The 18,129-nt window shown below is 67.4% G+C and carries 20 protein-coding genes and 1 tRNA gene; 12 read left to right on the top strand and 9 right to left on the bottom strand.

Translation table 11 applies throughout. The features are described 5' to 3' along the window. Positions 1–98: 98 nt before the first annotated feature. Positions 99–2,174, bottom strand: a complete 2,076-nt coding sequence (locus NL2_RS07015; RefSeq protein ID WP_245647605.1) for a TonB-dependent receptor — start codon at positions 2,172–2,174, stop codon at positions 99–101. Positions 2,175–2,306: 132 nt separating this feature from the next. Between NL2_RS07015 and NL2_RS07010 the strand changes: the two genes are divergently transcribed. Beyond that, on the top strand, positions 2,307–2,651 hold the full coding sequence (locus NL2_RS07010; RefSeq protein ID WP_068073338.1) for an arsenate reductase family protein: 345 nt from the start codon (positions 2,307–2,309) through the stop codon (positions 2,649–2,651). Between the two features lie 98 nt (positions 2,652–2,749). Here NL2_RS07010 and NL2_RS21735 read toward each other — a convergent pair whose 3' ends face one another. The 3 genes from NL2_RS21735 to NL2_RS07000 are packed head-to-tail and all read right to left on the bottom strand — an operon-like array spanning position 2,750 to position 4,784. Then, positions 2,750–2,872 carry a hypothetical protein gene (locus tag NL2_RS21735; protein ID WP_281190841.1) on the bottom strand — a complete coding sequence of 41 codons (123 nt, stop codon included), beginning with the start codon at positions 2,870–2,872 and terminating at the stop codon, positions 2,750–2,752. Positions 2,873–2,925: 53 nt separating this feature from the next. Further along, positions 2,926–4,137 (bottom strand): M14 family metallopeptidase, encoded by a 1,212-nt coding sequence (locus tag NL2_RS07005; protein ID WP_068073336.1) that lies wholly within the window; start codon positions 4,135–4,137, stop codon positions 2,926–2,928. Continuing rightward, the gene (locus NL2_RS07000; RefSeq protein ID WP_157083074.1) at positions 4,134–4,784 is read right to left on the bottom strand and encodes a DUF4136 domain-containing protein; all 651 of its coding nucleotides are present in this window, start codon (positions 4,782–4,784) and stop codon (positions 4,134–4,136) included. The genes NL2_RS07005 and NL2_RS07000 overlap by 4 nt, the downstream gene beginning before the upstream one ends. Before the next feature lie 155 nt (positions 4,785–4,939). Here NL2_RS07000 and galE point away from each other — a divergent pair, with 155 nt between their 5' ends. The 3 genes from galE (at position 4,940) to NL2_RS06985 (ending at position 7,001) form a co-directional block, all read left to right on the top strand. Continuing rightward, positions 4,940–5,938 (top strand): UDP-glucose 4-epimerase GalE, encoded by a 999-nt coding sequence (gene galE / locus NL2_RS06995; protein WP_068073332.1) that lies wholly within the window; start codon positions 4,940–4,942, stop codon positions 5,936–5,938. A gap of 209 nt (positions 5,939–6,147) precedes the next feature. Next, complete coding sequence (ykgO, locus tag NL2_RS06990; protein WP_003046794.1) at positions 6,148–6,273, top strand: type B 50S ribosomal protein L36; 126 nt, start codon at positions 6,148–6,150, stop codon at positions 6,271–6,273. A gap of 86 nt (positions 6,274–6,359) precedes the next feature. After that, positions 6,360–7,001, top strand: coding sequence for an HAD family hydrolase (locus tag NL2_RS06985; protein ID WP_068073330.1), 642 nt, complete (start codon positions 6,360–6,362; stop codon positions 6,999–7,001). A gap of 108 nt (positions 7,002–7,109) precedes the next feature. Here the strand turns inward: NL2_RS06985 and pgeF are convergent, their stop codons facing one another. Then, positions 7,110–7,883, bottom strand: a complete 774-nt coding sequence (pgeF, locus tag NL2_RS06980; RefSeq protein WP_157083090.1) for a peptidoglycan editing factor PgeF — start codon at positions 7,881–7,883, stop codon at positions 7,110–7,112. A gap of 10 nt (positions 7,884–7,893) precedes the next feature. Continuing rightward, positions 7,894–10,557, bottom strand: coding sequence for an aminopeptidase N (gene pepN, locus NL2_RS06975; protein ID WP_068073328.1), 2,664 nt, complete (start codon positions 10,555–10,557; stop codon positions 7,894–7,896). Between the two features lie 55 nt (positions 10,558–10,612). Here pepN and NL2_RS06970 point away from each other — a divergent pair, with 55 nt between their 5' ends. Next, on the top strand, positions 10,613–11,476 hold the full coding sequence (locus NL2_RS06970; RefSeq protein WP_068073326.1) for a Rossmann-fold NAD(P)-binding domain-containing protein: 864 nt from the start codon (positions 10,613–10,615) through the stop codon (positions 11,474–11,476). Positions 11,477–11,602: 126 nt separating this feature from the next. On the opposite strand, the gene NL2_RS06965 is transcribed toward NL2_RS06970, so the two are convergent. Both NL2_RS06965 and NL2_RS06960 read right to left on the bottom strand, forming a co-directional pair. After that, positions 11,603–12,514: a DMT family transporter gene (locus tag NL2_RS06965; protein ID WP_068073325.1), complete on the bottom strand. Its 912-nt coding sequence runs from the start codon at positions 12,512–12,514 to the stop codon at positions 11,603–11,605. Further along, positions 12,511–13,527, bottom strand: a complete 1,017-nt coding sequence (locus tag NL2_RS06960) for a threonine aldolase family protein (RefSeq protein ID WP_068073323.1) — start codon at positions 13,525–13,527, stop codon at positions 12,511–12,513. Before NL2_RS06960 ends, NL2_RS06965 begins: the two co-directional genes overlap by 4 nt. A gap of 85 nt (positions 13,528–13,612) precedes the next feature. Here NL2_RS06960 and NL2_RS06955 point away from each other — a divergent pair, with 85 nt between their 5' ends. After that, positions 13,613–13,903: a GNAT family N-acetyltransferase gene (locus NL2_RS06955; protein ID WP_068073321.1), complete on the top strand. Its 291-nt coding sequence runs from the start codon at positions 13,613–13,615 to the stop codon at positions 13,901–13,903. 30 nt (positions 13,904–13,933) lie between these two features. Here the strand turns inward: NL2_RS06955 and NL2_RS06950 are convergent. Beyond that, positions 13,934–14,008 (bottom strand) — tRNA-Thr (locus NL2_RS06950). Positions 14,009–14,133: 125 nt separating this feature from the next. Between NL2_RS06950 and NL2_RS06945 the strand changes: the two genes are divergently transcribed. The 6 genes from NL2_RS06945 to NL2_RS06920 all read left to right on the top strand — a co-directional run bounded on the left by NL2_RS06945 (position 14,134) and on the right by NL2_RS06920 (position 18,122). After that, complete coding sequence (locus NL2_RS06945; RefSeq protein WP_068073319.1) at positions 14,134–14,328, top strand: hypothetical protein; 195 nt, start codon at positions 14,134–14,136, stop codon at positions 14,326–14,328. A gap of 67 nt (positions 14,329–14,395) precedes the next feature. Then, complete coding sequence (gpmA, locus tag NL2_RS06940) at positions 14,396–15,082, top strand: 2,3-diphosphoglycerate-dependent phosphoglycerate mutase (protein WP_068073317.1); 687 nt, start codon at positions 14,396–14,398, stop codon at positions 15,080–15,082. A 28-nt stretch (positions 15,083–15,110) separates the two neighbouring features. Continuing rightward, entirely contained in the window at positions 15,111–15,632 is a 522-nt protein-coding gene (gene purE, locus NL2_RS06935) for a 5-(carboxyamino)imidazole ribonucleotide mutase (RefSeq protein WP_068073315.1), read from the top strand. Further along, positions 15,629–16,693, top strand: coding sequence for a 5-(carboxyamino)imidazole ribonucleotide synthase (locus tag NL2_RS06930; RefSeq protein ID WP_068073313.1), 1,065 nt, complete (start codon positions 15,629–15,631; stop codon positions 16,691–16,693). Before purE ends, NL2_RS06930 begins: the two co-directional genes overlap by 4 nt. After that, positions 16,690–17,193, top strand: coding sequence for a dihydrofolate reductase (locus tag NL2_RS06925; RefSeq protein ID WP_068073311.1), 504 nt, complete (start codon positions 16,690–16,692; stop codon positions 17,191–17,193). Before NL2_RS06930 ends, NL2_RS06925 begins: the two co-directional genes overlap by 4 nt. Further along, the gene (locus NL2_RS06920) at positions 17,190–18,122 is read left to right on the top strand and encodes a bifunctional riboflavin kinase/FAD synthetase (RefSeq protein WP_174522596.1); all 933 of its coding nucleotides are present in this window, start codon (positions 17,190–17,192) and stop codon (positions 18,120–18,122) included. Before NL2_RS06925 ends, NL2_RS06920 begins: the two co-directional genes overlap by 4 nt. Positions 18,123–18,129 lie beyond the last annotated feature (7 nt).

Below are 18,129 nucleotides of genomic sequence, written 5' to 3'. Positions count from 1 at the left end.
GTCGAGGGATGTTGCGCGATGGTCACCCGTCGCGCGACGTGTCTCGACTTCGCTCGACATGAGCGGGACAAGGTTGGCAAGTCCGGTGCCGTCCCACCCTACAACTTCACCTTCAGCGAAACCCGCGCGTTGATCGGTGCGCCGGTGGCGATGTTGTTGTCGGTGTGCGCGGCGGGGAAGTAGGTCGTGTCGAACAGGTTTTCGACATTGACCTGCAGCGCGATGCGCGGGCTGACGGTATAGTACACCGCTGCATCGACGCGGGTGAACGCGGGCAGGCGCACCGCGTTGCTGATCGTGGCGAAGCTGGACGACTGGTGCGTCACGCCCAGCCCCAACCCCAGTTTGGGCGTCACGTCATAGCGGTTCCACGCCGAAAACTGGTGGCGCGGCAGCTTGTCGATGTGGCGGCCGGCGGGCGCGGCGGTGGTGGTGGACAGGATTTTGCCGTCCTGCAGGGTGTAACCGACGCTGGTCTGCCAGTGCGCGGTCACTTGCCCGGCCAGCGCCACTTCGAACCCTTTGGTGCGACTGCGCCCGGTCAGCACCACGTTGCCGGTCACCGGATCGGTCGAGCGGCTGTTGTCGCGGTCGAGCTGGTACAGCGCGGTGGTGAACGACAGTCCCGGGGTGACGTCCCACTTGGCGCCCACTTCCAGATTGCGGAAGCTTTCGGGCGCGAGCGTGGCGGTGCTGGCGTCGAGCACGGTGAACTGGTCGCCCGATTGCGGCAGGAAGCTTTTGGCATAGCTTGCGTACAGCGACATGTTCGCCTGCGGTTTCAGCACCACGCCCAGGCGCGGCGACCATTTGCGATCGCCGCGCGTGGCGGCAAAGGCGTTGATGCGGTTGGTCGAATCGATGCGGAAATCGTCGTAGCGCAGCCCCGCGATCAGCTGCACATGCTCGCCGAGCTCGAGCTGGTCCTGCAGGTATCCCGACACGGTGCGCACGTTCGACAGGCTGGAGCGGCTCACCGGATCGAAACCGGCGACCGGCAGCGCCAGCCGCTGCGCCAGCGGCACGGTGATCCGCGCCACGTGCTTGCCGGCGGCATTGACGAAAAACGCCTCGCTGCGCACCGCGTCGGTGTCCTGGCTCGACGCCTCAACCCCGGCCAGCACGGTGTGGCGCAGCGGACCGGTCGTGCCCTGCCACACCAGATTGGCCTGGCCGATCCAGCTTTCGCGCCGGGTCAGGCTGGAATAGCCGGTGAGGTCGACCGTGGTCGCGGTGGCGGCGGCGGGCAGCAGGTTGCCGTAATAGGCCACGTTACGGTTGTACTCGACCGTGGCGTTGGCGGTGAAGCCATTGCCGAAATCGTGGTCGATCCGCGCGCGGGCGACGTCTGCGGCCACCGTGCTGCGGTTGAGCGCGTCCGACCCGAAGAAGGTGTCGCGGTATCCGGTGATCGGCACGCCACCCAGCGAAGGCACGCCGCGATCGGTCACGCGGTCGTCGTCGTCGTGGTTGTAGGCCAGCGTCACCTTGGTCGCCGTGTCGGGCTGCCACGTCAGCGTGGGCGCGACGCCGAAGAAGCGGCCGCCGAAGACATCGCGATGGTTGTCGAAGCTTTCATAAGTCGCATCGATGCGTGCGGCGAGCGTCTGGCCGAGCGGCAGGTTGAGATCGGCGGTGGTCGCCCACGCGCCGAAGCTGTCGACCGAACCGTCGAGCGACCCGGACGTGACGCCGATTTGCGCCGTCCTGCTGACGCGGTTGATCACCCCGCCGCCCCCGCCACGCCCGAACAGCAGCGCATTGGCGCCCTTCAGCACCTCGATCCGCTCGATGTTGTAGAGCGGGCGGTAATACTGCGCATCGTCGCGCAACCCGTCGATGAAGAAGTCGGCGGTGGTTGACTGGCCGCGCAGGATCACCTGGTCGCGGTGTCCTTCGCCCTGGCCCAGCACGACGCCGGGCACATAGCGCAGCGCGTCGCCCAGCGAACGCACCCCGCGATCGTCGATCTGCTGGCGGGTGAGCACGGTGACGCTCTGCGGCTGGTCGAGCAGTGGGGTGGGTGTCTTGGTCCCGCTGGCGACATCGACGCGATAGTCGCCCGATGCCCCCGTCACCACGATCGGCGCGGTTTCCTCATCCGCCGCCCAAGCGGGCGAGGCCAGCAGCGAAGCGGTGGCCAGCATGGCGAGGCGGATGACGGATGATGGCACGGGCAGACTCCTTGCGAATGATTCGCAAGAACGCTGCTATTGAGAGTCGTTCGCATGTGCAAGCGGCGTGTGCATCTTTTCTTTCGCGGATCAGCCAGCTAGCCTGGACCGACGCGATTCTGGAGAGCGACGATGAAGGCCACGATCTGGCACAACCCGGGGTGCAGGACCTCGCGCAACGCGCTCGCGCGGCTGAAGGCGCAGCCCGGCGTGGCGGTGACCGTGGTCGAATATCTCAAGCAGCCGCCCACCGCGGCCAAACTGGCGCAGCTTTATCGCGATGCCGGGATCGCGCCGCGTGACGGCTTGCGCCGCCGCAATACCGATGCGGAGGCGCGGGGACTGACGCAAGCCGATGACGCGACCGTGCTGGCCGCGATGGTGGCAGAGCCGGTGCTGATCGAGCGTCCACTGGTGGAGACGGACAAGGGGGTCAGGCTGTGTCGGCCGCTGGAGAAGATCGAGGAGATTCTGTAGCAACCGTGCCGATCCCCCACGAAGGCGGGGGCCTCAGGGTATCGAACGCCATCTTCTTAAGGGCCTGAGGTCCCGCATTCGGGGACGCACAGCGCCGTTCAGAACGGCAGGGCTTTGCCCGCCAGGATCAGCGCCAGCGCGCTGCCGCACACGATCAGCATGCGCAAGCCATCGGCGATCGGCAGGCTGGGCGATTCGATCAGGGCGAGGGCGCGTTGCATCCCGCCGTTATCGGCTGGGCACTGCTAACGAAGCGTAAACGCGGCGGACGAAATCAGCCCGCCGGCACCTCGCGCGTATCGAGCCATTCGTCGAGCGCGGCGAGGCAATCGCGCGCCAGCAGCATCGACCGTTCCGGGCTCCAGCCCTGCGCCGGATCGGGCAGGTCGTTGTTGTCCTTGAAGGGCATTTCCAGCGTCATCGCCACGCATCCGTGGCTGGGACCGAAGCGTTCGGCCAACTGGTTGGTCGACATCGTGAGGTTGGCGGTGCCCGGCCGCGCCACGGGATAGCCACGCTTGGTCTGGAAGTCGGGCGTGCGCCGTTCCAGGATCTTGCGATACCGTTGGTAACCGTCGCCTTGCGCCTGCGTCCACGACGGGATGCCTTCGAACCCGGCCATGAACACCGCGGCGATCGCCTCGTCGCCGTGGACATCCATCGCGAAATTGACGCCGGTTTCGTCCATCGCGTTGCGGATCGCGAGCACTTCGGGCGATCGTTCGGCGCTGGGCGCATCCCATTCGCGGTTGAGGTTCACGCCGACGGCATTGGTGCGCAAGTGGCCGCGCCGCGATCCGTCGGGGTTGGCGTTAGGCACGATGTGAAAACGGCAACGCTGGCGCAACCGCCGCGCCTGCGGATCGGCGGGGTCGGTCAGCATCGCCAAAGCGCCCTCCATCCACCATTCGGCCATCGATTCGCCCGGGTGCTGGCGGGCATAAAGCCACACGTGCGTCGTGCCCTCGCCCAGTTCGAGGCAGTCGATCGGCTGGCCGTCCAGGCTTTCGCCCAGCACGCGATGCGCCACGCCGTCTGCCAGCGCGGTGGTCGCGACCAGATCGTGATGCCGCTCCATCGAGTAGGGCGCGAAATAGGCGAACCACGCGATCCCGCCCACCGGCGTGTAACGGATGGTCAGCGTGCCGTCGTCAGCCGCCGGATCGTAGCTGGTCTCGGCGCGGCCCCAGTATTCGCGGTCTTCGGACACGCAGGCGGCATAGCCCGGCCAGCCGTCGGGATAGGCCGACGATGCCATGCCGGTGATCGCCAGCTCCACGGCACGGCCCTGGGCGCCGCTCACCCGGAAATGGAACCACTGGTAGAAATCGGACTGATGGTCCTTGCGGATCGCCAGCCGCGCCTTGGTGCCGTCGATGCCCAGCACTTCGATGTTGCCGCTATCGAACGCGGCATCAATGCGGATCGGGGCGGCGGCGCCTGAAGCGGCGGGGGAGGGGGCGGTGCTGGTCTGCGGTTCGGTCATCGGGCCTGAATAGTCTCACCGGGGCGACCGGGGAAGCCTTCGAACAGCGCCAGCGCCAGATGCGTCGCCATCTTCTGGCTGTCGGCCGTGCTGCCGGTTTCGCGCGCGACGGCCTCGGCCCGCCCTTCCCACAGCACCTTGCCGGTGGCGCGATCGCGGATGCGCACTTCCAGGCGGGTGGAAACCAGCGGCGGCTTGGGTTTGGACAGATCGATGTTGAGCGCCAGGCCAAAGCCCGATCCGCGGTTGCTGATCCCGGTGCTTACCGCGCCGCTGACCGGGCGGTGCGGTGGCTCCTGCGGTTCGATCACCGCGTGGCCCACGCGCAACTGCGCGATCTGCCCGCCGGTGCTGCTGGCGGTGGCGGTGTCGTACCCCTGCCTGGCAAGAACATCGACCACTGCGGCCTCGAACACGCCCAATTCGCGATCGTCGCGCATCTCGGTGCCGGTCGGGCCATGGTCATCGCCCGACGCATTCTCGGCCGCCGCGACCGCAATTGCGCCGTGGCCCAGCATGCCGGCGGCATCGGGCGCGACGAACCGGGTCACGTCGGCCCGCCCGATCGAGCCGGCGTGCGCCAGCGGGGCAACGAGCATCAAGGGCGCGCCGAGCAAGGCGCCGCGAAGGAGAGGGTGAAGGCGCATCGGAGGTTTCCCGCTGGTTTGTGGCGACTGGTATTGCGGCTAGGCTGCGGTCGCTTGACGCTTGCTGAACGATGAACCGCCCCTAAAAGGCGTTAACCCGCAAGGCCTGACAAGGTGATACGGCCGACGGGAACTATCGCAGGCAGGTGATTCGCATGGTTAGCGTACCCGTTCTTGTTACCGGCGGCGCCGGATATATCGGCAGCCATGCCGTGCTGGCGCTGAGGGACGCAGGCCAGCGGGTGGCAGTGATCGACAACCTGACCACCGGGTTCCGCTGGGCCGTGCCCGAAGGCGTGCCGTTCTACGAAGGTGATATCGAGGATACCGCGTTGCTCGCGCGGATATTTGCGGAACAATCCACGCAAGCGGTGATGCACTTCGCCGGATCGGTGATCGTGCCCGAATCGGTCAGCGACCCGCTCAAGTATTACCACAACAACACTGCCAAAAGCCGGGCGCTGCTGGGAGCGGCGGTGGCGGCAGGCGTGCCGCACTTCATCTTCAGCTCCACCGCAGCGACATACGGCATCCCCGAAGTCTCGCCGGTCACCGAAGACAGCCCCAGGGTGCCGATCAACCCGTACGGCATGTCCAAGCTGATGACCGAGACGATGCTGGCCGATACTGCGGCGGCGCATGCGATCAACTACTGCGTGCTGCGCTATTTCAACGTCGCCGGGGCCGATCCGCAGGCGCGCACCGGGCAGTCCACGGCGGGCGCGACACACCTGATCAAGGTCGCGGTCGAGGCGGCGCTGGGCAAGCGCAGCCATGTCAGCGTGTTCGGCACCGATTATGCCACGCCCGACGGCACCGGGGTGCGCGACTACATCCACGTGTCCGACCTGGCCGCCGCGCATGTGCTGGCGCTGCAGGCGCTGATCGCCGATCCGGCGCGCTCGCTGACGATGAACTGCGGCTACGGCAAGGGCTTCTCGGTGATGGAAGTGCTCGACGCGGTCGATCGCGTCACCAACCGCACGATCGAGCGCCAGCTGGAACCGCGCCGCGCGGGCGATCCCGATTCGCTGATCTCGGACAACGCCCGCATCAAGGCGACGCTGCCGTGGCAGCCGCGCTACGCCGATCTCGACACGATCGTCGATCACGCGCTGGCGTGGGAGCGCAAGCTGACGGAATTAAGGGGATGAGCGCGTCGTCCCGGGATTACCCCGGGACCGCTGGCCGACTTGCGCTTGACCCCCAGCGGCCCCGGATCAGGTCGGGGGCGACGGGAATCGCAACGCGAAGGTGATCGGCCGGCGAGTGGATTGTTGACTTAACCGCCCGTCACCCTTAACGGCGCGGCTTGCTTTTGGGCCCGGCCAGAATCAGTCTGCGACCGGGCAGGATGGACATCATGAAGATTCGCAACAGCCTGAAGTCGCTCAAGGACCGCCACCGCGACAACCGCGTGATCCGCCGTCGTGGCCGGACTTACGTGATCAACAAGACCAATCGTCGCTTCAAGGCGCGCCAGGGCTGAATGTGGCGCCCCCGCGCAGGCGGGGGTCTCGGGCGGCAAGTGGTGCCTCTGCAATCGCATGAGGCCCCCGCCTTCGCGAGGGCGCGATGACACAGCAGATCGACGCCGTCGTATGGGACATCGGACGCGTGCTTGTCCGGTGGAGCATTCGTGCGCTGTATGAAAAGCTGATCGCCGATCCCGCCCTGCTCGACTGGTTCCTTGTCAACGTCGTGACCGAGCAGTGGCATTTCCAGCACGATGCCGGCCGCCCGCTGGCCGAGATGATCGCCGAGCGATCCGCGCAATTCCCCGCCGAAGCCGACCTGATCGCCGCCTACGCCCCGCGCTGGCTGGAAACCGTTCCCGGCCCGATCGACGGCACCCACGCGCTGGTCGCGGCGCTGGCCGATCGCGGCATGCCACAATTCTCGATCACCAATTTCGGCAGCGACACCTGGGCGATGTTTCGCCCGACGTTCCCGGTGCTCGACCATTTCGGCGATATCGTCGTCTCGGGCGACGAGAAGCTGGTGAAGCCCGACCCGGCGATCTTCGCGCTGGCCGCGCGGCGGTTCGGGCACGCACCCGGCGCGATGCTGTTCATAGACGACAACCTTGCCAATATCCGCGCCGCCGCCGAATGCGGCTGGCAGGTGCACCATTTCGTCGAGGCGGAGGCACTGGCGCGCGATCTGGTGGCGCGGGAGTTGTTGCTGGACGATTATGGCAAAGTGACTTCACCCTGATCCGCTCATCCTGAGCGAAGTCGGGGGAGGTCGCGCCACGTTTCGAGCATGGCGTAGCGTGTCTCGACTTCGCTCGACATGAGCGGGGATGGGATGATGAGCGAAAATCTATTCCAGCCCGATCAGCGCGATCTGGCGCCCATAGTCGGGCTCTCCGGCATGGGTCGCGCGGCGGAACGAGAAGAAGCGGTCAGCTTGGCTGTACGTGTCCTCGCCCAGCCGCTCGACTTTCCCGACCCCGGCGGCGGTGAGCCGGGTGGCAACGTAGCCTTCCAGATCGAACCACGCATGGCCTGCGCGGCCGAGCTTGAAGAATTGCGCGTTGTACGTATCGGCGGCGACGAAGTTGGCCTCGAACGCCGCATCGACTTCGTAGCTGGCTTGCGCGATGCACGGGCCGACCACCGCCGCGATGTTCGCCACGCTTGCTCCCAGCGCCACCATCGCCGTGACGGTGGCGTCGGTCACCCCGCCCAGCGCACCGCGCCACCCGGCATGCGCCGCGCCGATTACTCCGGCCTCACGATCGGCCAGCAGCACCGGCGCGCAATCGGCGGTGAGGATGCCCAGCAGCACACTGCGCTGGCGGGTGACCAGCGCATCGGCGCGGGGCCGGGCGTCATCGCCCCACGGCTCGCTGACGGTCACGACATCGGGCGAATGGATCTGGTGGACGGTCACCAGTGGTGCGCCCGCCAGCACCGCGTCGGCGGCGCGGCGCCGGTTCTGCAGCACGGCGTCGCGCCCGTCATCCGAACCCAGCCCGACGTTGAGCCCGGCGTGCAAGCCGTCGCTCACCCCGCCGCGCCGGCCGAGGAAGCCGTGCGCGGTTCCGGCCAGCGCCGGTGCGTTCAGCACCTCCACCGGCGCTACGGTTTCGATCACGCCGCGCTCAGCCGGCAAGGCTGCGCTGGACTTGCTCGGTGGTGTCGCGCGACAGGCCGGGGGTCGCGGCGATACGCTCCAGTTCGGCGCGCATCAGCTTGGCGCGGCCCGGCTCCATCTTCTTCCACCGGCCCAGCGGCGACACGAACCGTGCGGCGGTGCTGCCGTTGATCGGATCGAGCGCGATGATCAGGTCGGCGATGATGCGATAGCCTTCGCCGCTGGCCGCGTTGAACGCCTGCGGATTGGCCGCGAACGCCATGTACAGCGAGCGGACGCGGTTGGGGTTGGTCATGGTGAAGTCGGGGTGCGTCGCCAGCGCCTTGGTATGTTCGATCGCCTTGGGGTTGAGCGATCCCGCCTGCAGCGAGAACCACTTGTCGATCACCAGCGCGTTGCCCGCGAACCGGTCGTGGAAATCGGCGAGGGCTTCCTCGCGTGCCGGATCGTCGAGCCCGCACAGCGTCATCAGCGCGCCCTGCCGGTCGGTCATGCAGTCGGCCGCATCGTACTGCGCCTTGGCGCGGCGCACGGCTTCGGCGGGATCGCCTGCGGCGAGATACACCAGCGCCTGCGTCTTGAGCTTGCGCGCACCGCGTGCCGCCGCCTCGAGGCTGTAGGGCACCGCTGCGCAGCGATCGTGCAGCGCGCGCCACTCGGTGCCCAGATGCTGGCCCAGCCATGCTTTCAGCGCCTCGCGCTCGGCATGGATCCTGGCCGGTTCGTTGACCGCCAGCTGTTCGGACAGATAGCCTTCGCCGGGCAGGATCACCAGTTCACCCCGCATCAGATCGTCGAGCCCGGAGTCGGCCAGGATCGCGGCGAATGCTTCGCCGATCTCGCGCCGTCCGCGTTCCAGTGCGCTCGCATCGAGTTGCCCGGTCACCGCCGCGACCAGGTGCTGCACCACCAGTTGCTGCATCGCCTCGTACCGCGCGAACGGATCGTCGTCATGCTCGGCCAGGAACAGCAGGTCCGCCGTCGGCAGCTGCGTGGCGATCGCGACCGGCGCGGAAAAGCCGCGGTTGATCGAGAGTACCGGCGGTGTGTCGTATCCCGCAAAAGTGAAGCTCTGCTCTGCATCGGTCAGCAGCAGCAGCTGTTCGCCGTGGTGCTTGCCGGTCGCCCGGTCGAACAGCGCGGTGCGCAGCGGGATCGGCATCGGCTGCTTGTCGGGCTGGCCGGGCGTGGCGGGCACGGTCTGGCGCAAGGTCAGCGTCACGCTTTGCGTAGCGGGATGGTGCACCGCTTCGGCCTCGATCCGGGGCGTGCCGGCCTGTTCGTACCAGCGGCGGAACTGCGTGAGGTCGAGACCCGCGCCATCCTCGATCGCCTTGATGAAATCCTCGCACGTCGCCGCCTCGCCATCGTGGCGGTCGAAGTAGAGGTCGGTGCCTTTGCGGAAAGCGTCGGGCCCGGCCATCACGGTCATCATGCGGATGACTTCGGCGCCCTTGTTATAGACCGTGGCGGTGTAGAAGTTGGAAATCTCCTGATAGCTGTCGGGCCGGATCGGGTGCGCCAGCGGTCCCGAATCCTCGGGAAACTGCGATCCGCGCAGGATCCGCACGTCCTCGATCCGTTTGACCGGGGGCGATCCGCGCTCGGCGCTGAACTGCTGGTCGCGCAGCACGGTGAAGCCTTCCTTGAGGCTCAGCTGGAACCAGTCGCGGCAGGTCACGCGGTTGCCCGACCAGTTGTGGAAATATTCGTGGCCGACCACACCCTCGATCGCGTCGTAATCGCCATCGGTGGCGGTTTCGGGATCGGCGAGAATGTAGCGCGTGTTGAACACGTTGAGGCCCTTGTTCTCCATCGCGCCGGCGTTGAAGTCGGACACCGCGACGATGTTGAAATCGTCGAGATCGTATTCGCGGCCATAGGCGTCCTCGTCCCACGTCATCGAGGCGATGAGCGAGCGCATGGCATGGTCGGTGCGGGTTTCGTCGCCCGGGCGAACAAAGATCGCCAGGCTGACATCGCGGCCCGATCGCGTGGTGAAGCTGGCGCGGTTGGCCAGAAGCTCGCCCGCGACCAGCGCGAACAGGTACGAAGGCTTGGGCCACGGATCGTCCCATTCGGCCCAGTGCGAGCCATCGGCGTTGTCGCCCTGCGCCACCGGGTTGCCGTTGGACAGCAGCACCGGGAACGCCGCCTTGTCGCCGCTCATCCGCACGTGATAGCGACTCAGCACGTCGGGCCGGTCGGGGAAAAAGGTGATGCGGCGGAACCCTTCGGCTTCGCACTGCGTGCACAGCATGCCGTTGGAGGCATACAGGCCCGAAAGCTGGGTGTTGGCGGCGGGGTTGACCACGGTTTCGATCACCAGATCGTGGGCGTCGCCTGCCAGATCGATCAGCAGGTCCGATCCATCCATCCGCCAGTCGTTGCGCAATTGCCCGTCGATGCTGAGCGAGGCGACCGCAAGGCCATCGCCATCGAGCCGCAGAGTCGTTTCGGGTTCGGCATCGGGATTGCGTTCGATGCGCAAGCGGCTCGTCACCCGCGTGCTGTCGAGGCTCAACGCAAAATCGAGTGCAATATCAGGCACAAGCCAGGCCGGCGGACGATAATCCAGCCGGCGTACCACCGTGGGCGCGGGTGGGGGGGAGGCCGTTTCGGCAGGGCTGGTCGAAACGGTGGGCGAGGGGGGTGTGGCCAGATCGTTCATCGCCGCACTCTAGCACTCGTGCAGGGCGCGGCAATTCGCGATATGGCCGCAAACGATGGCAACGATGCTGATTTTCGGAATGGGCTACAGCGCGGGTGTGCTGGCGGCGCGGTTGCGCGACGAAGGCTGGACCGTGCACGGCACGGGCCGCGCGGGCGACCTCGATTTTGCCGATCGCGCAGGCGTGGAAAGCGCGCTGGCGGGGGCAAGCCACGTGCTGTCCTCGGTCCCGCCCGATCGCGCTGGCGGGGGCGATCCGGTGCTGCTGCACTACGGCGATGCGATCGTGCGCAGCGCGGCGGGCTGGATCGGCTACCTTTCATCCACCGGCGTCTATGGCGACACCGGCGGGGCGTGGGTGGACGAGAGCGCGCCGGTCGGCACAGGTCGGCGCAGCGCGCGCGCGGCGGCGGACCTTGCGTGGGGGGCGCTCGATCCGCGGGTGCGGGTGTTGCGGCTGCCGGGTATCTATGGCCCCGGGCGCAGCGCGCTCGACCGCGTGCGGGAGGGCACGGCGCATCGCATCGACCTGCCGCAGCAGGTGTTCAGCCGGGTGCATGTCGACGATATCGCCAGCGGGATTATCGCCTCGTTCGACGGGCCGCCGGGGGTGTACAATCTGGCCGATGACTTGCCCGCCAGCCAGAATGCGGTGATCGAGGAAGCGTGCCGGTTGCTCGGCCGCGAGGTGCCGCCGATGCTGGCGCTGGAACAGGCCGGGCTCTCTCCCATGGCGCGGGCGTTCTATGCCGAGAACCGCCGCGTCGCCAACGGCAAGGCGCGGCGGCTGCTGGGCTGGGCGCCGCTGTATCCGACTTACCGCGAGGGATTGCGCGGGATTGCTGGCACCGATTCTGGACCGACAACAAGTTCGTTCGAGATCGCAGCAGGTCGTTTCCTTCCTCCCCGCTCGTCCTGAGCTTGTCGAAGGACTGTCGTTCACGTCAGCGGTGGTAGAAAGAACGGCGGTCCTTCGACAAGCTCAGGACGAGCGGTGTTGGATCAAGCGTGGCTCTGTGATCCGAATCGGAAAATCGCCGGGCGATCAAACGCGGCGCGCCCGCAACGCCACCATCAGCCCCGACAGCGCCAGCACTGCCCCGGCCGCCGCCAGCAGCGACCAGCGGTAGCCTTCGAACAGCGTCGACAGCAGCATCGCCACCACCGGCACGGCCACGCTGTTGTAGGCGGCGCGGCCGGGCCCCAGCGAGCGCACCAGCTGGAAATAGATCGGGAAGGTCACCACCGACCCGACGATCGCGAGATAGGCGATCCCACCGAGATAGGCGGTTCGCGTCTCGAACTGCGGCGGTCCCGCCAGCACCCAGGCCACCACCACGTCGGCCAGCGTGCCCCACAGCATCGCCCATGCCAGCACCGGCAGCATCGGGCGGCTGCGCGCGGCCTGGCTCGCCTGCAGCACGTTGGCGCCCGATGCGCAGAGGATGCCGGTCAGCGTCAGCACCACGCCCAGCAGCACTTTGCCGCCCACCGGCGCGATGCGATATTCGTGGAGCAGCAGCAGCGCGATGCCGGCCAGCGCAATGGCGGACCCCGCCAGGAACCCGCGCGTCACCGGCTGGCCCAGAAAGGCGCGCGCCAGCAGCGCGTTGGGCACCAGCAACAGCGCGAACAGCACCGCGACGATGCCCGATGTCAGGTGCGTCTCGGCGCGATAGACAAACTGGAAATTCATCGCGAACTGGAGCACGCCGATGGTCGCCGCCAGCCGCTGTCCCGCTGCGTCGAGCCGCAGCTTTTCACCGCGCACCAGCGCCAGCCCGAACATCGCGGCGGCGGCCAGCGCAAAGCGATAGGTCACCGACCAGCCCGGCGGCACGCTACCGACCTGGTCCTTGATCACCAGCCAGGTCGAACCCCAGATCAACGTCACCAGCGCAAACGGCAGCACGATGCGCGGTTGCCAGAAATGTGCGGTGCCGTGGGGCTGGGTCACAGCGCGGCGATGGCCTTGGCCAGTGCGCCGACGTGGGCTGGATCGCTGTTCCACGACGTCACCAGCCGCGCCGCGCCGGGCCGGCCTGCGGGCGCCGGCCAATCGTAGAAATCGAAGCCCAGCGCGCGCAAGGCGGCGGCCTCTGCCGGGGCGAGCGCCACGAAGATCTCGTTCGCCTCGACCGGGTGGAGCAGGCGATCCCCGCACGAGGCGGCGATTTCCTGCGCGGCGCAATTGGCGGCCCCCGCGTTGTCGAGCCACAGGTCGTCCTCGATCATCGCCAGCAGTTGCGCGGCGGCGAAGCGGCCCTTGGACTGCAAGTGCCCGGCACGCTTGCGGCGATAGCGCGTGAGGTCGGCCAGTGCGGGGTCGAAGAACACCAGCGCCTCGGCGTTCATGCCCCCGTTCTTGACGCAGCCGAAGCTCAGCGCGGTCACCCCGGCAGCGGCAGTGATCGCACCCGGCATGCAGCCCAGGTGCGCCACGGCATTGGCGAAGCGCGCGCCGTCCATGTGCAGTCCCAGTCCGCGTTGCCGCGCGAATGTGCTCAGCGCCGCGACTTCATCGACGGAATAAACTCGACCATATTCGGTCGCCTGCGTGATCGAGATGGCGTGCGGCTGAACCTGGTGCACATCGTCGCGGATCGGGTCGATCAGCGCGGCAATCCCAGCAGGGGTGATCTTCGCGCCTTCGCCATCGGCCAGCATCAGCTTGGCACCGTGGGTGTAGAAACCCGGGCCGCCGCCTTCATCGACCTCGATATGCGCCTCGCGGTGGCACACCACCCCGCCATGCGGCGGGCACAGCGCGGCGAGCGCGAGGCAGTTGGCGGCGGTGCCGGTGGCGATCCACAACGCCGCGCAATCGGTGCCGAACAGGTCGGAAAACGCCGCGTCGAGCCGCTGGCTGATAGCATCGCCGTCATAGGCGGAATCGGGTGAATCCGCCTGTTTCAGCGCGTCCCACACTTTGGGGTGGACCGAGGCGGCGTTGTCGGAGAAAAATTTCATCGCAAAACCGCCCTGACGGCGTGCGCGTTGTCGGTCAAGTGTGGCAAGGGCCCGGCAGCGGGGCGGCAGGCAAGGGATAACGGACATGGACGGCACCACGATCACGCATCACGAAGACGGTGGAACCGGCGAATACCGGGCTGCTGTAACGGGCAGCGATGTCATCGGGCGGCTGACTTATGCCCGCGAGGGCGATACGCTGGTGGCCGATCACACACTGGTCCCGCCCGAAATCGGCGGGCGCGGCGTGGCGGCAGACCTCGTCAAGGCGCTGATCGCCGATGCGCGCGCCAACGGCTGGAAGATCGATCCGCAGTGTTCGTATGTCGAGGCGGCGTTCCGCCGTCATCCCGAATGGGCCGATCTGCTCGCCTGAAAGTGCCCTTGCACTCAGGCGAACGGGTAATGGTGCTGCTGGGGAGGATTGAACTCCCGACCTCAGCCTTACCAAGGATGCGCTCTACCACTGAGCTACAGCAGCCCACCATTACCGGGCCTGCCCGGGCGCCAAAGCACCGGATCGGGCAGGGGCGCGCTATTGGCTGCGGGGGGTGGCTTTGTCAAGCAGGGCTTGCCCTTGGCGGGCCCGCGCGGCAGGACGGTGTCATGGATACCGGAACGCCTGCGACCAAGCCGCTCCCGCCTGCGCGAACGTCCGCTGCCGACCGGGACGAGCGGCTGGCCGCCCGGCTGCGCGACAACTTGCGGCTGCGCAAGGCGCAGGCGCGGGCCATGGCCAGCACCGCCGATGCCGGGGCAGCGCCCGGCGAGGTCGAAACTCCGGCGGAAATCCGCGAGTGATCTTTCCAAACGCGCTTCTGAACGCTACGGGCCAGCGCTTCGCGCGCTCATCATCCAGGGACCTGTCATGCCTCGCCTGATCCTGATCCGCCACGGCCAGTCGCAGTGGAACCTTGAAAACCGTTTCACCGGCTGGTGGGACGTCGACGTGACCGAAAAGGGCGCCGCCGAGGCGTTCGCCGCCGGGCAGTTGCTCAAGGACAAGGGCGTGCTGCCCACGATTGCGTTCACCTCGCTGCAGACGCGCGCGATCAAGACGCTGCATCTGGCGCTGGAAGCGATGGGCCGGCTGTGGGTGGCCGAAGACAAGGACTGGCGCCTGAACGAGCGCCATTACGGCGGGCTCACCGGGCTCGACAAGGCCGAGACCGCTGCGCTGCATGGCGAGGATCAGGTTAAGATCTGGCGCCGCAGCTTCGATATTCCGCCGCCGCCGCTGGAGGCGGGCAGCGAATTCGATCTGGCTTCCGATCCGCGTTATGCCGGGATCACGGTGCCTGCGACAGAAAGCCTCAAGGACACGATCGCCCGGGTGCTGCCGTGCTACGATGAAAAGATCGCGCCCGCCTTGCTCGCCGGGGAAACCGTGATCGTATCGGCGCACGGCAATTCGCTGCGCGCGCTGGTCAAGCACCTTTCGGCCATATCGGACGACGAGATCACCGGGCTGGAAATTCCCACGGGCCAGCCGATCGTCTATGAACTGGATCATGATCTTAAGGCGCAGGACCGCTATTACTTGTCCGAACGCTGAGCGTGCGGGCCAAGGGGGGCATTGAACGATGAGCAGTGACGTGCCGCCCGCAAGCCCGGTCGTGGCGCCGGTGGTGGCAATCGTGATGGGCAGCCAGTCCGACTGGGAAACGATGCGCCACGCCTCGGCCGCGCTCGAAAAGTTGGGCGTGGCGCACGACTGCCGCATCGTTTCAGCGCACCGCACGCCCGATCGGCTGTGCGATTTCGCGCGCGGCGCGGCAGACGAGGGGTTTCGCGTGGTGATCGCGGGCGCGGGCGGCGCGGCACATTTGCCGGGCATGGTCGCGGCGATGACGCATTTGCCGGTGCTGGGCGTGCCGGTGGAATCCAAGGCGCTTTCCGGCATGGATAGCCTGCTGTCGATCGTGCAGATGCCCGGCGGCATCCCGGTGGGCACGCTGGCGATCGGCGTTCCGGGCGCGACCAATGCCGGGCTGCTGGCGGCGGCGATCATCGCCACCTCCGATCCCGCGCTGGCCGCCCGGCTGAAGGCCTATCGCGCCGCGCAGACCGAAAGCGTGGCCTTGCGGCCAACGGCGACCGGATGATCCCGCCCGGCGAAACCATCGGCATCCTCGGCGGCGGGCAACTGGGCCGCATGCTGGCGCTGGCCGCGGCGCAACTGGGCTATCGCTGCCACGTCTTTGCGCCCGAGCGGGACAGCATCGCCGCCGATGTCTGCGCCGAATTCACGTGCGCCGCGTGGGACGATCGCAAGGCGCTCGAAACGTTTGCCAAATCGTGCGCGGTGGTCACCTACGAATTCGAGAACGTGCCGGTCGAACCGCTGGCGGCGGTCAAGGTCGCGGCGCCGCTGCACCCGCCGCGCCGCGCGCTGGAAATCGCGCAGGATCGCTTCACCGAAAAACGCTATGCCGAAGATCTGGGCGGGGTGCCGGTGGCGTTCGCGCCGGTGGGCACGGTGGCGGACTTGCGCCATGCGCTGGGCCGGATCGGCCTGCCCGGCATCCTCAAGACCCGCCGCGACGGCTATGACGGTAAAGGCCAGCAGCGCATCGCCGACGATGTCGCCGCGCACGACGCGATGCACGCGTTCGCCGGTCACCCCGCGATCTATGAGGCGTTCGTCGAATTCGAGGCGGAGTTCTCGGTGATCCTGGTGCGGGGCGCCGATGGCGACATCCGGTTCTGGGATTCGGCGGAAAACGTCCATGCGCGCGGCATCCTGTCGCGATCGACCGTCCCGGCCTCGCCGCTGGTGCAAAGCCAGATTGCCGATGCGCGCGGGCTGGCGACACGCGTGGCCGAGGCGCTGTCCTACGTCGGCGTGCTGACGCTGGAATTCTTCGCCACGCCGCTGGGCCCGCTGTTCAATGAAATGGCGCCGCGCGTGCACAATTCGGGGCACTGGACGATCGAGGGCGCGCTCACCAGCCAGTTCGAGAATCACATTCGCGCGATCTGCGGGTTGCCGCTGGGCGACACGTCGCTGGCCTGCAAGGGCGTGGTGATGGACAACCTGATCGGCGATGCCGCGCACGACTGGGCGCAGATCCTGTCTGATCCGGCCAACCACCTGCATCTTTACGGCAAGGCCGCGGTCCGCCCGGGGCGCAAGATGGGCCATGTCACGCGGCTGTTGCTGTGAGCGGAACGATCGTGCTGGTGGTTGCCCGCGCCGATGATGGAACGATCGGCATCGACGGCGCGCTGCCGTGGCATATCCCGGCCGACCTCAAGCGGTTCAAGGCGCTGACGCTGGGCAAGCCGATGATCATGGGGCGCAAGACGTTCGAATCGCTGCCCGGCCTGCTGCCCGGCCGCCGCCATATCGTGCTGACGCGCGATGCCGCGTGGCAGGCCGATGGCGCGGAAGTGGCGCACGATGTCGATGGTGCGGTCGCTCTGGCCGGGATTGATGCGGCAGACGTCGCGGTGATCGGCGGCGCCGACATTTTCGCGCTGTTCCTGCCCCGCGCAGACCGGATCGAACTGACCGAAGTCCACGGCGATTATGCCGGCGACACGCGGATGCCCCCACCCGGCGCGGACTGGCATGTGGTCGCGCGCGATGTGCACCCCGCCGCCGCTGGCCGCCCGGCGTTCGATTTCGTCACGCTGGAACGCCCGAACGGATGGGCCGCATGATCCGGCTCGACGTGCGCGATCCGCTGCCCGAAACCTTGCGTGGTGCGATCATCGCGCTGGGCAATTTCGATGGCTTCCACCTGGGGCATCAGGCCGTGGTCGGAGAAGCCGTGCGCTGGGCGCAGGCCGAAGGCCGCCCGGCGATCGTCGCCACGTTCGATCCCCATCCGGTGCGCTTTTTTCGGCCCGATACGCCGCCGTTCCGGCTGACCACGCTCGACCAGCGGCAGGAACTGTTCGCGGCTGCCGGGGCCGACGCGATGCTGGTGTTCACGTTCGATGCGGAGTTTGCCGCGATCACCGCCGACGGTTTCGTGGCCGACCTGCTCCACCAGCAGCTTGGCGCGGCGGGGGTGGTCACCGGCATCGACTTCACCTTCGGTAAGGCGCGCGGCGGCAACCTGGCGCTGCTGTCCGAGATGGGCGCGGCTTGCGGGCTGGCGACGCGCAGCGTCGGCCCGGTCGAGCAAGCGGGTGAGGTGGTGTCCTCCAGCCGTATCCGCCAGGCGTTGCAGGCGGGGGACTGCGCCAGCGCGGCACAGCTGATGACGCGGCCTTACGCCATACGCGGGATCGTCCAGCATGGTGACAAGCTGGGCCGCACCATCGGCTATCCCACCGCCAACCTGCCATTGGGAACCTATTTGCGCCCGCGCTACGGCATCTATGCGGTGACCGGCACGTTGCCCGACGGGCGCGTGCTGCAGGGCGCGGCCAATATCGGCATTCGCCCCACGTTCGATCCGCCCAAGGAACTGCTCGAGCCGTTCTTCTTCGATTTCGCCGAAGACCTCTATGGGCAGGAGGTCGAGGTGGCGTTCCACCACTTCCTGCGGCCCGAGGCAAAGTTCGATACGATCGAGGCGCTGACCGTGCAGATGACCAAGGATTGCGACACCGCAAGGAAACTCCTAAGCGCGCCCCTCTGAGAGATTT

Source organism: Novosphingobium lentum NBRC 107847, from assembly GCF_001590965.1.
Classification (GTDB): domain Bacteria; phylum Pseudomonadota; class Alphaproteobacteria; order Sphingomonadales; family Sphingomonadaceae; genus Novosphingobium; species Novosphingobium lentum.
The sequence above is the reverse complement of the archived record's forward strand: the minus strand, read 5'-3'. Positions and strand labels throughout refer to the sequence as shown.

Bases quoted from the DNA above. Each gene is read 5' to 3' on its own strand.
- NL2_RS07000 (WP_157083074.1), bottom strand. From the start codon at position 4,784: ATGCGCCTTCACCCTCTCCTTCGCGGCGCCTTGCTCGGCGCGCCCTTG.
- NL2_RS06945 (WP_068073319.1), top strand. From the start codon at position 14,134: ATGGATACCGGAACGCCTGCGACCAAGCCGCTCCCGCCTGCGCGAACG.
- gpmA (WP_068073317.1), top strand. From the start codon at position 14,396: ATGCCTCGCCTGATCCTGATCCGCCACGGCCAGTCGCAGTGGAACCTT.
- ykgO (WP_003046794.1), top strand. From the start codon at position 6,148: ATGAAGATTCGCAACAGCCTGAAGTCGCTCAAGGACCGCCACCGCGAC.
- NL2_RS06920 (WP_174522596.1), top strand. From the start codon at position 17,190: ATGATCCGGCTCGACGTGCGCGATCCGCTGCCCGAAACCTTGCGTGGT.
- NL2_RS06930 (WP_068073313.1), top strand. From the start codon at position 15,629: ATGATCCCGCCCGGCGAAACCATCGGCATCCTCGGCGGCGGGCAACTG.
- pepN (WP_068073328.1), bottom strand. From the start codon at position 10,557: ATGAACGATCTGGCCACACCCCCCTCGCCCACCGTTTCGACCAGCCCT.
- NL2_RS07010 (WP_068073338.1), top strand. From the start codon at position 2,307: ATGAAGGCCACGATCTGGCACAACCCGGGGTGCAGGACCTCGCGCAAC.
- NL2_RS06970 (WP_068073326.1), top strand. From the start codon at position 10,613: ATGGCAACGATGCTGATTTTCGGAATGGGCTACAGCGCGGGTGTGCTG.
- NL2_RS06960 (WP_068073323.1), bottom strand. From the start codon at position 13,527: ATGAAATTTTTCTCCGACAACGCCGCCTCGGTCCACCCCAAAGTGTGG.
- NL2_RS21735 (WP_281190841.1), bottom strand. From the start codon at position 2,872: ATGCAACGCGCCCTCGCCCTGATCGAATCGCCCAGCCTGCCGATCGCC.
- NL2_RS06985 (WP_068073330.1), top strand. From the start codon at position 6,360: ATGACACAGCAGATCGACGCCGTCGTATGGGACATCGGACGCGTGCTT.
- NL2_RS06955 (WP_068073321.1), top strand. From the start codon at position 13,613: ATGGACGGCACCACGATCACGCATCACGAAGACGGTGGAACCGGCGAA.
- NL2_RS07005 (WP_068073336.1), bottom strand. From the start codon at position 4,137: ATGACCGAACCGCAGACCAGCACCGCCCCCTCCCCCGCCGCTTCAGGC.
- purE (WP_068073315.1), top strand. From the start codon at position 15,111: ATGAGCAGTGACGTGCCGCCCGCAAGCCCGGTCGTGGCGCCGGTGGTG.
- galE (WP_068073332.1), top strand. From the start codon at position 4,940: ATGGTTAGCGTACCCGTTCTTGTTACCGGCGGCGCCGGATATATCGGC.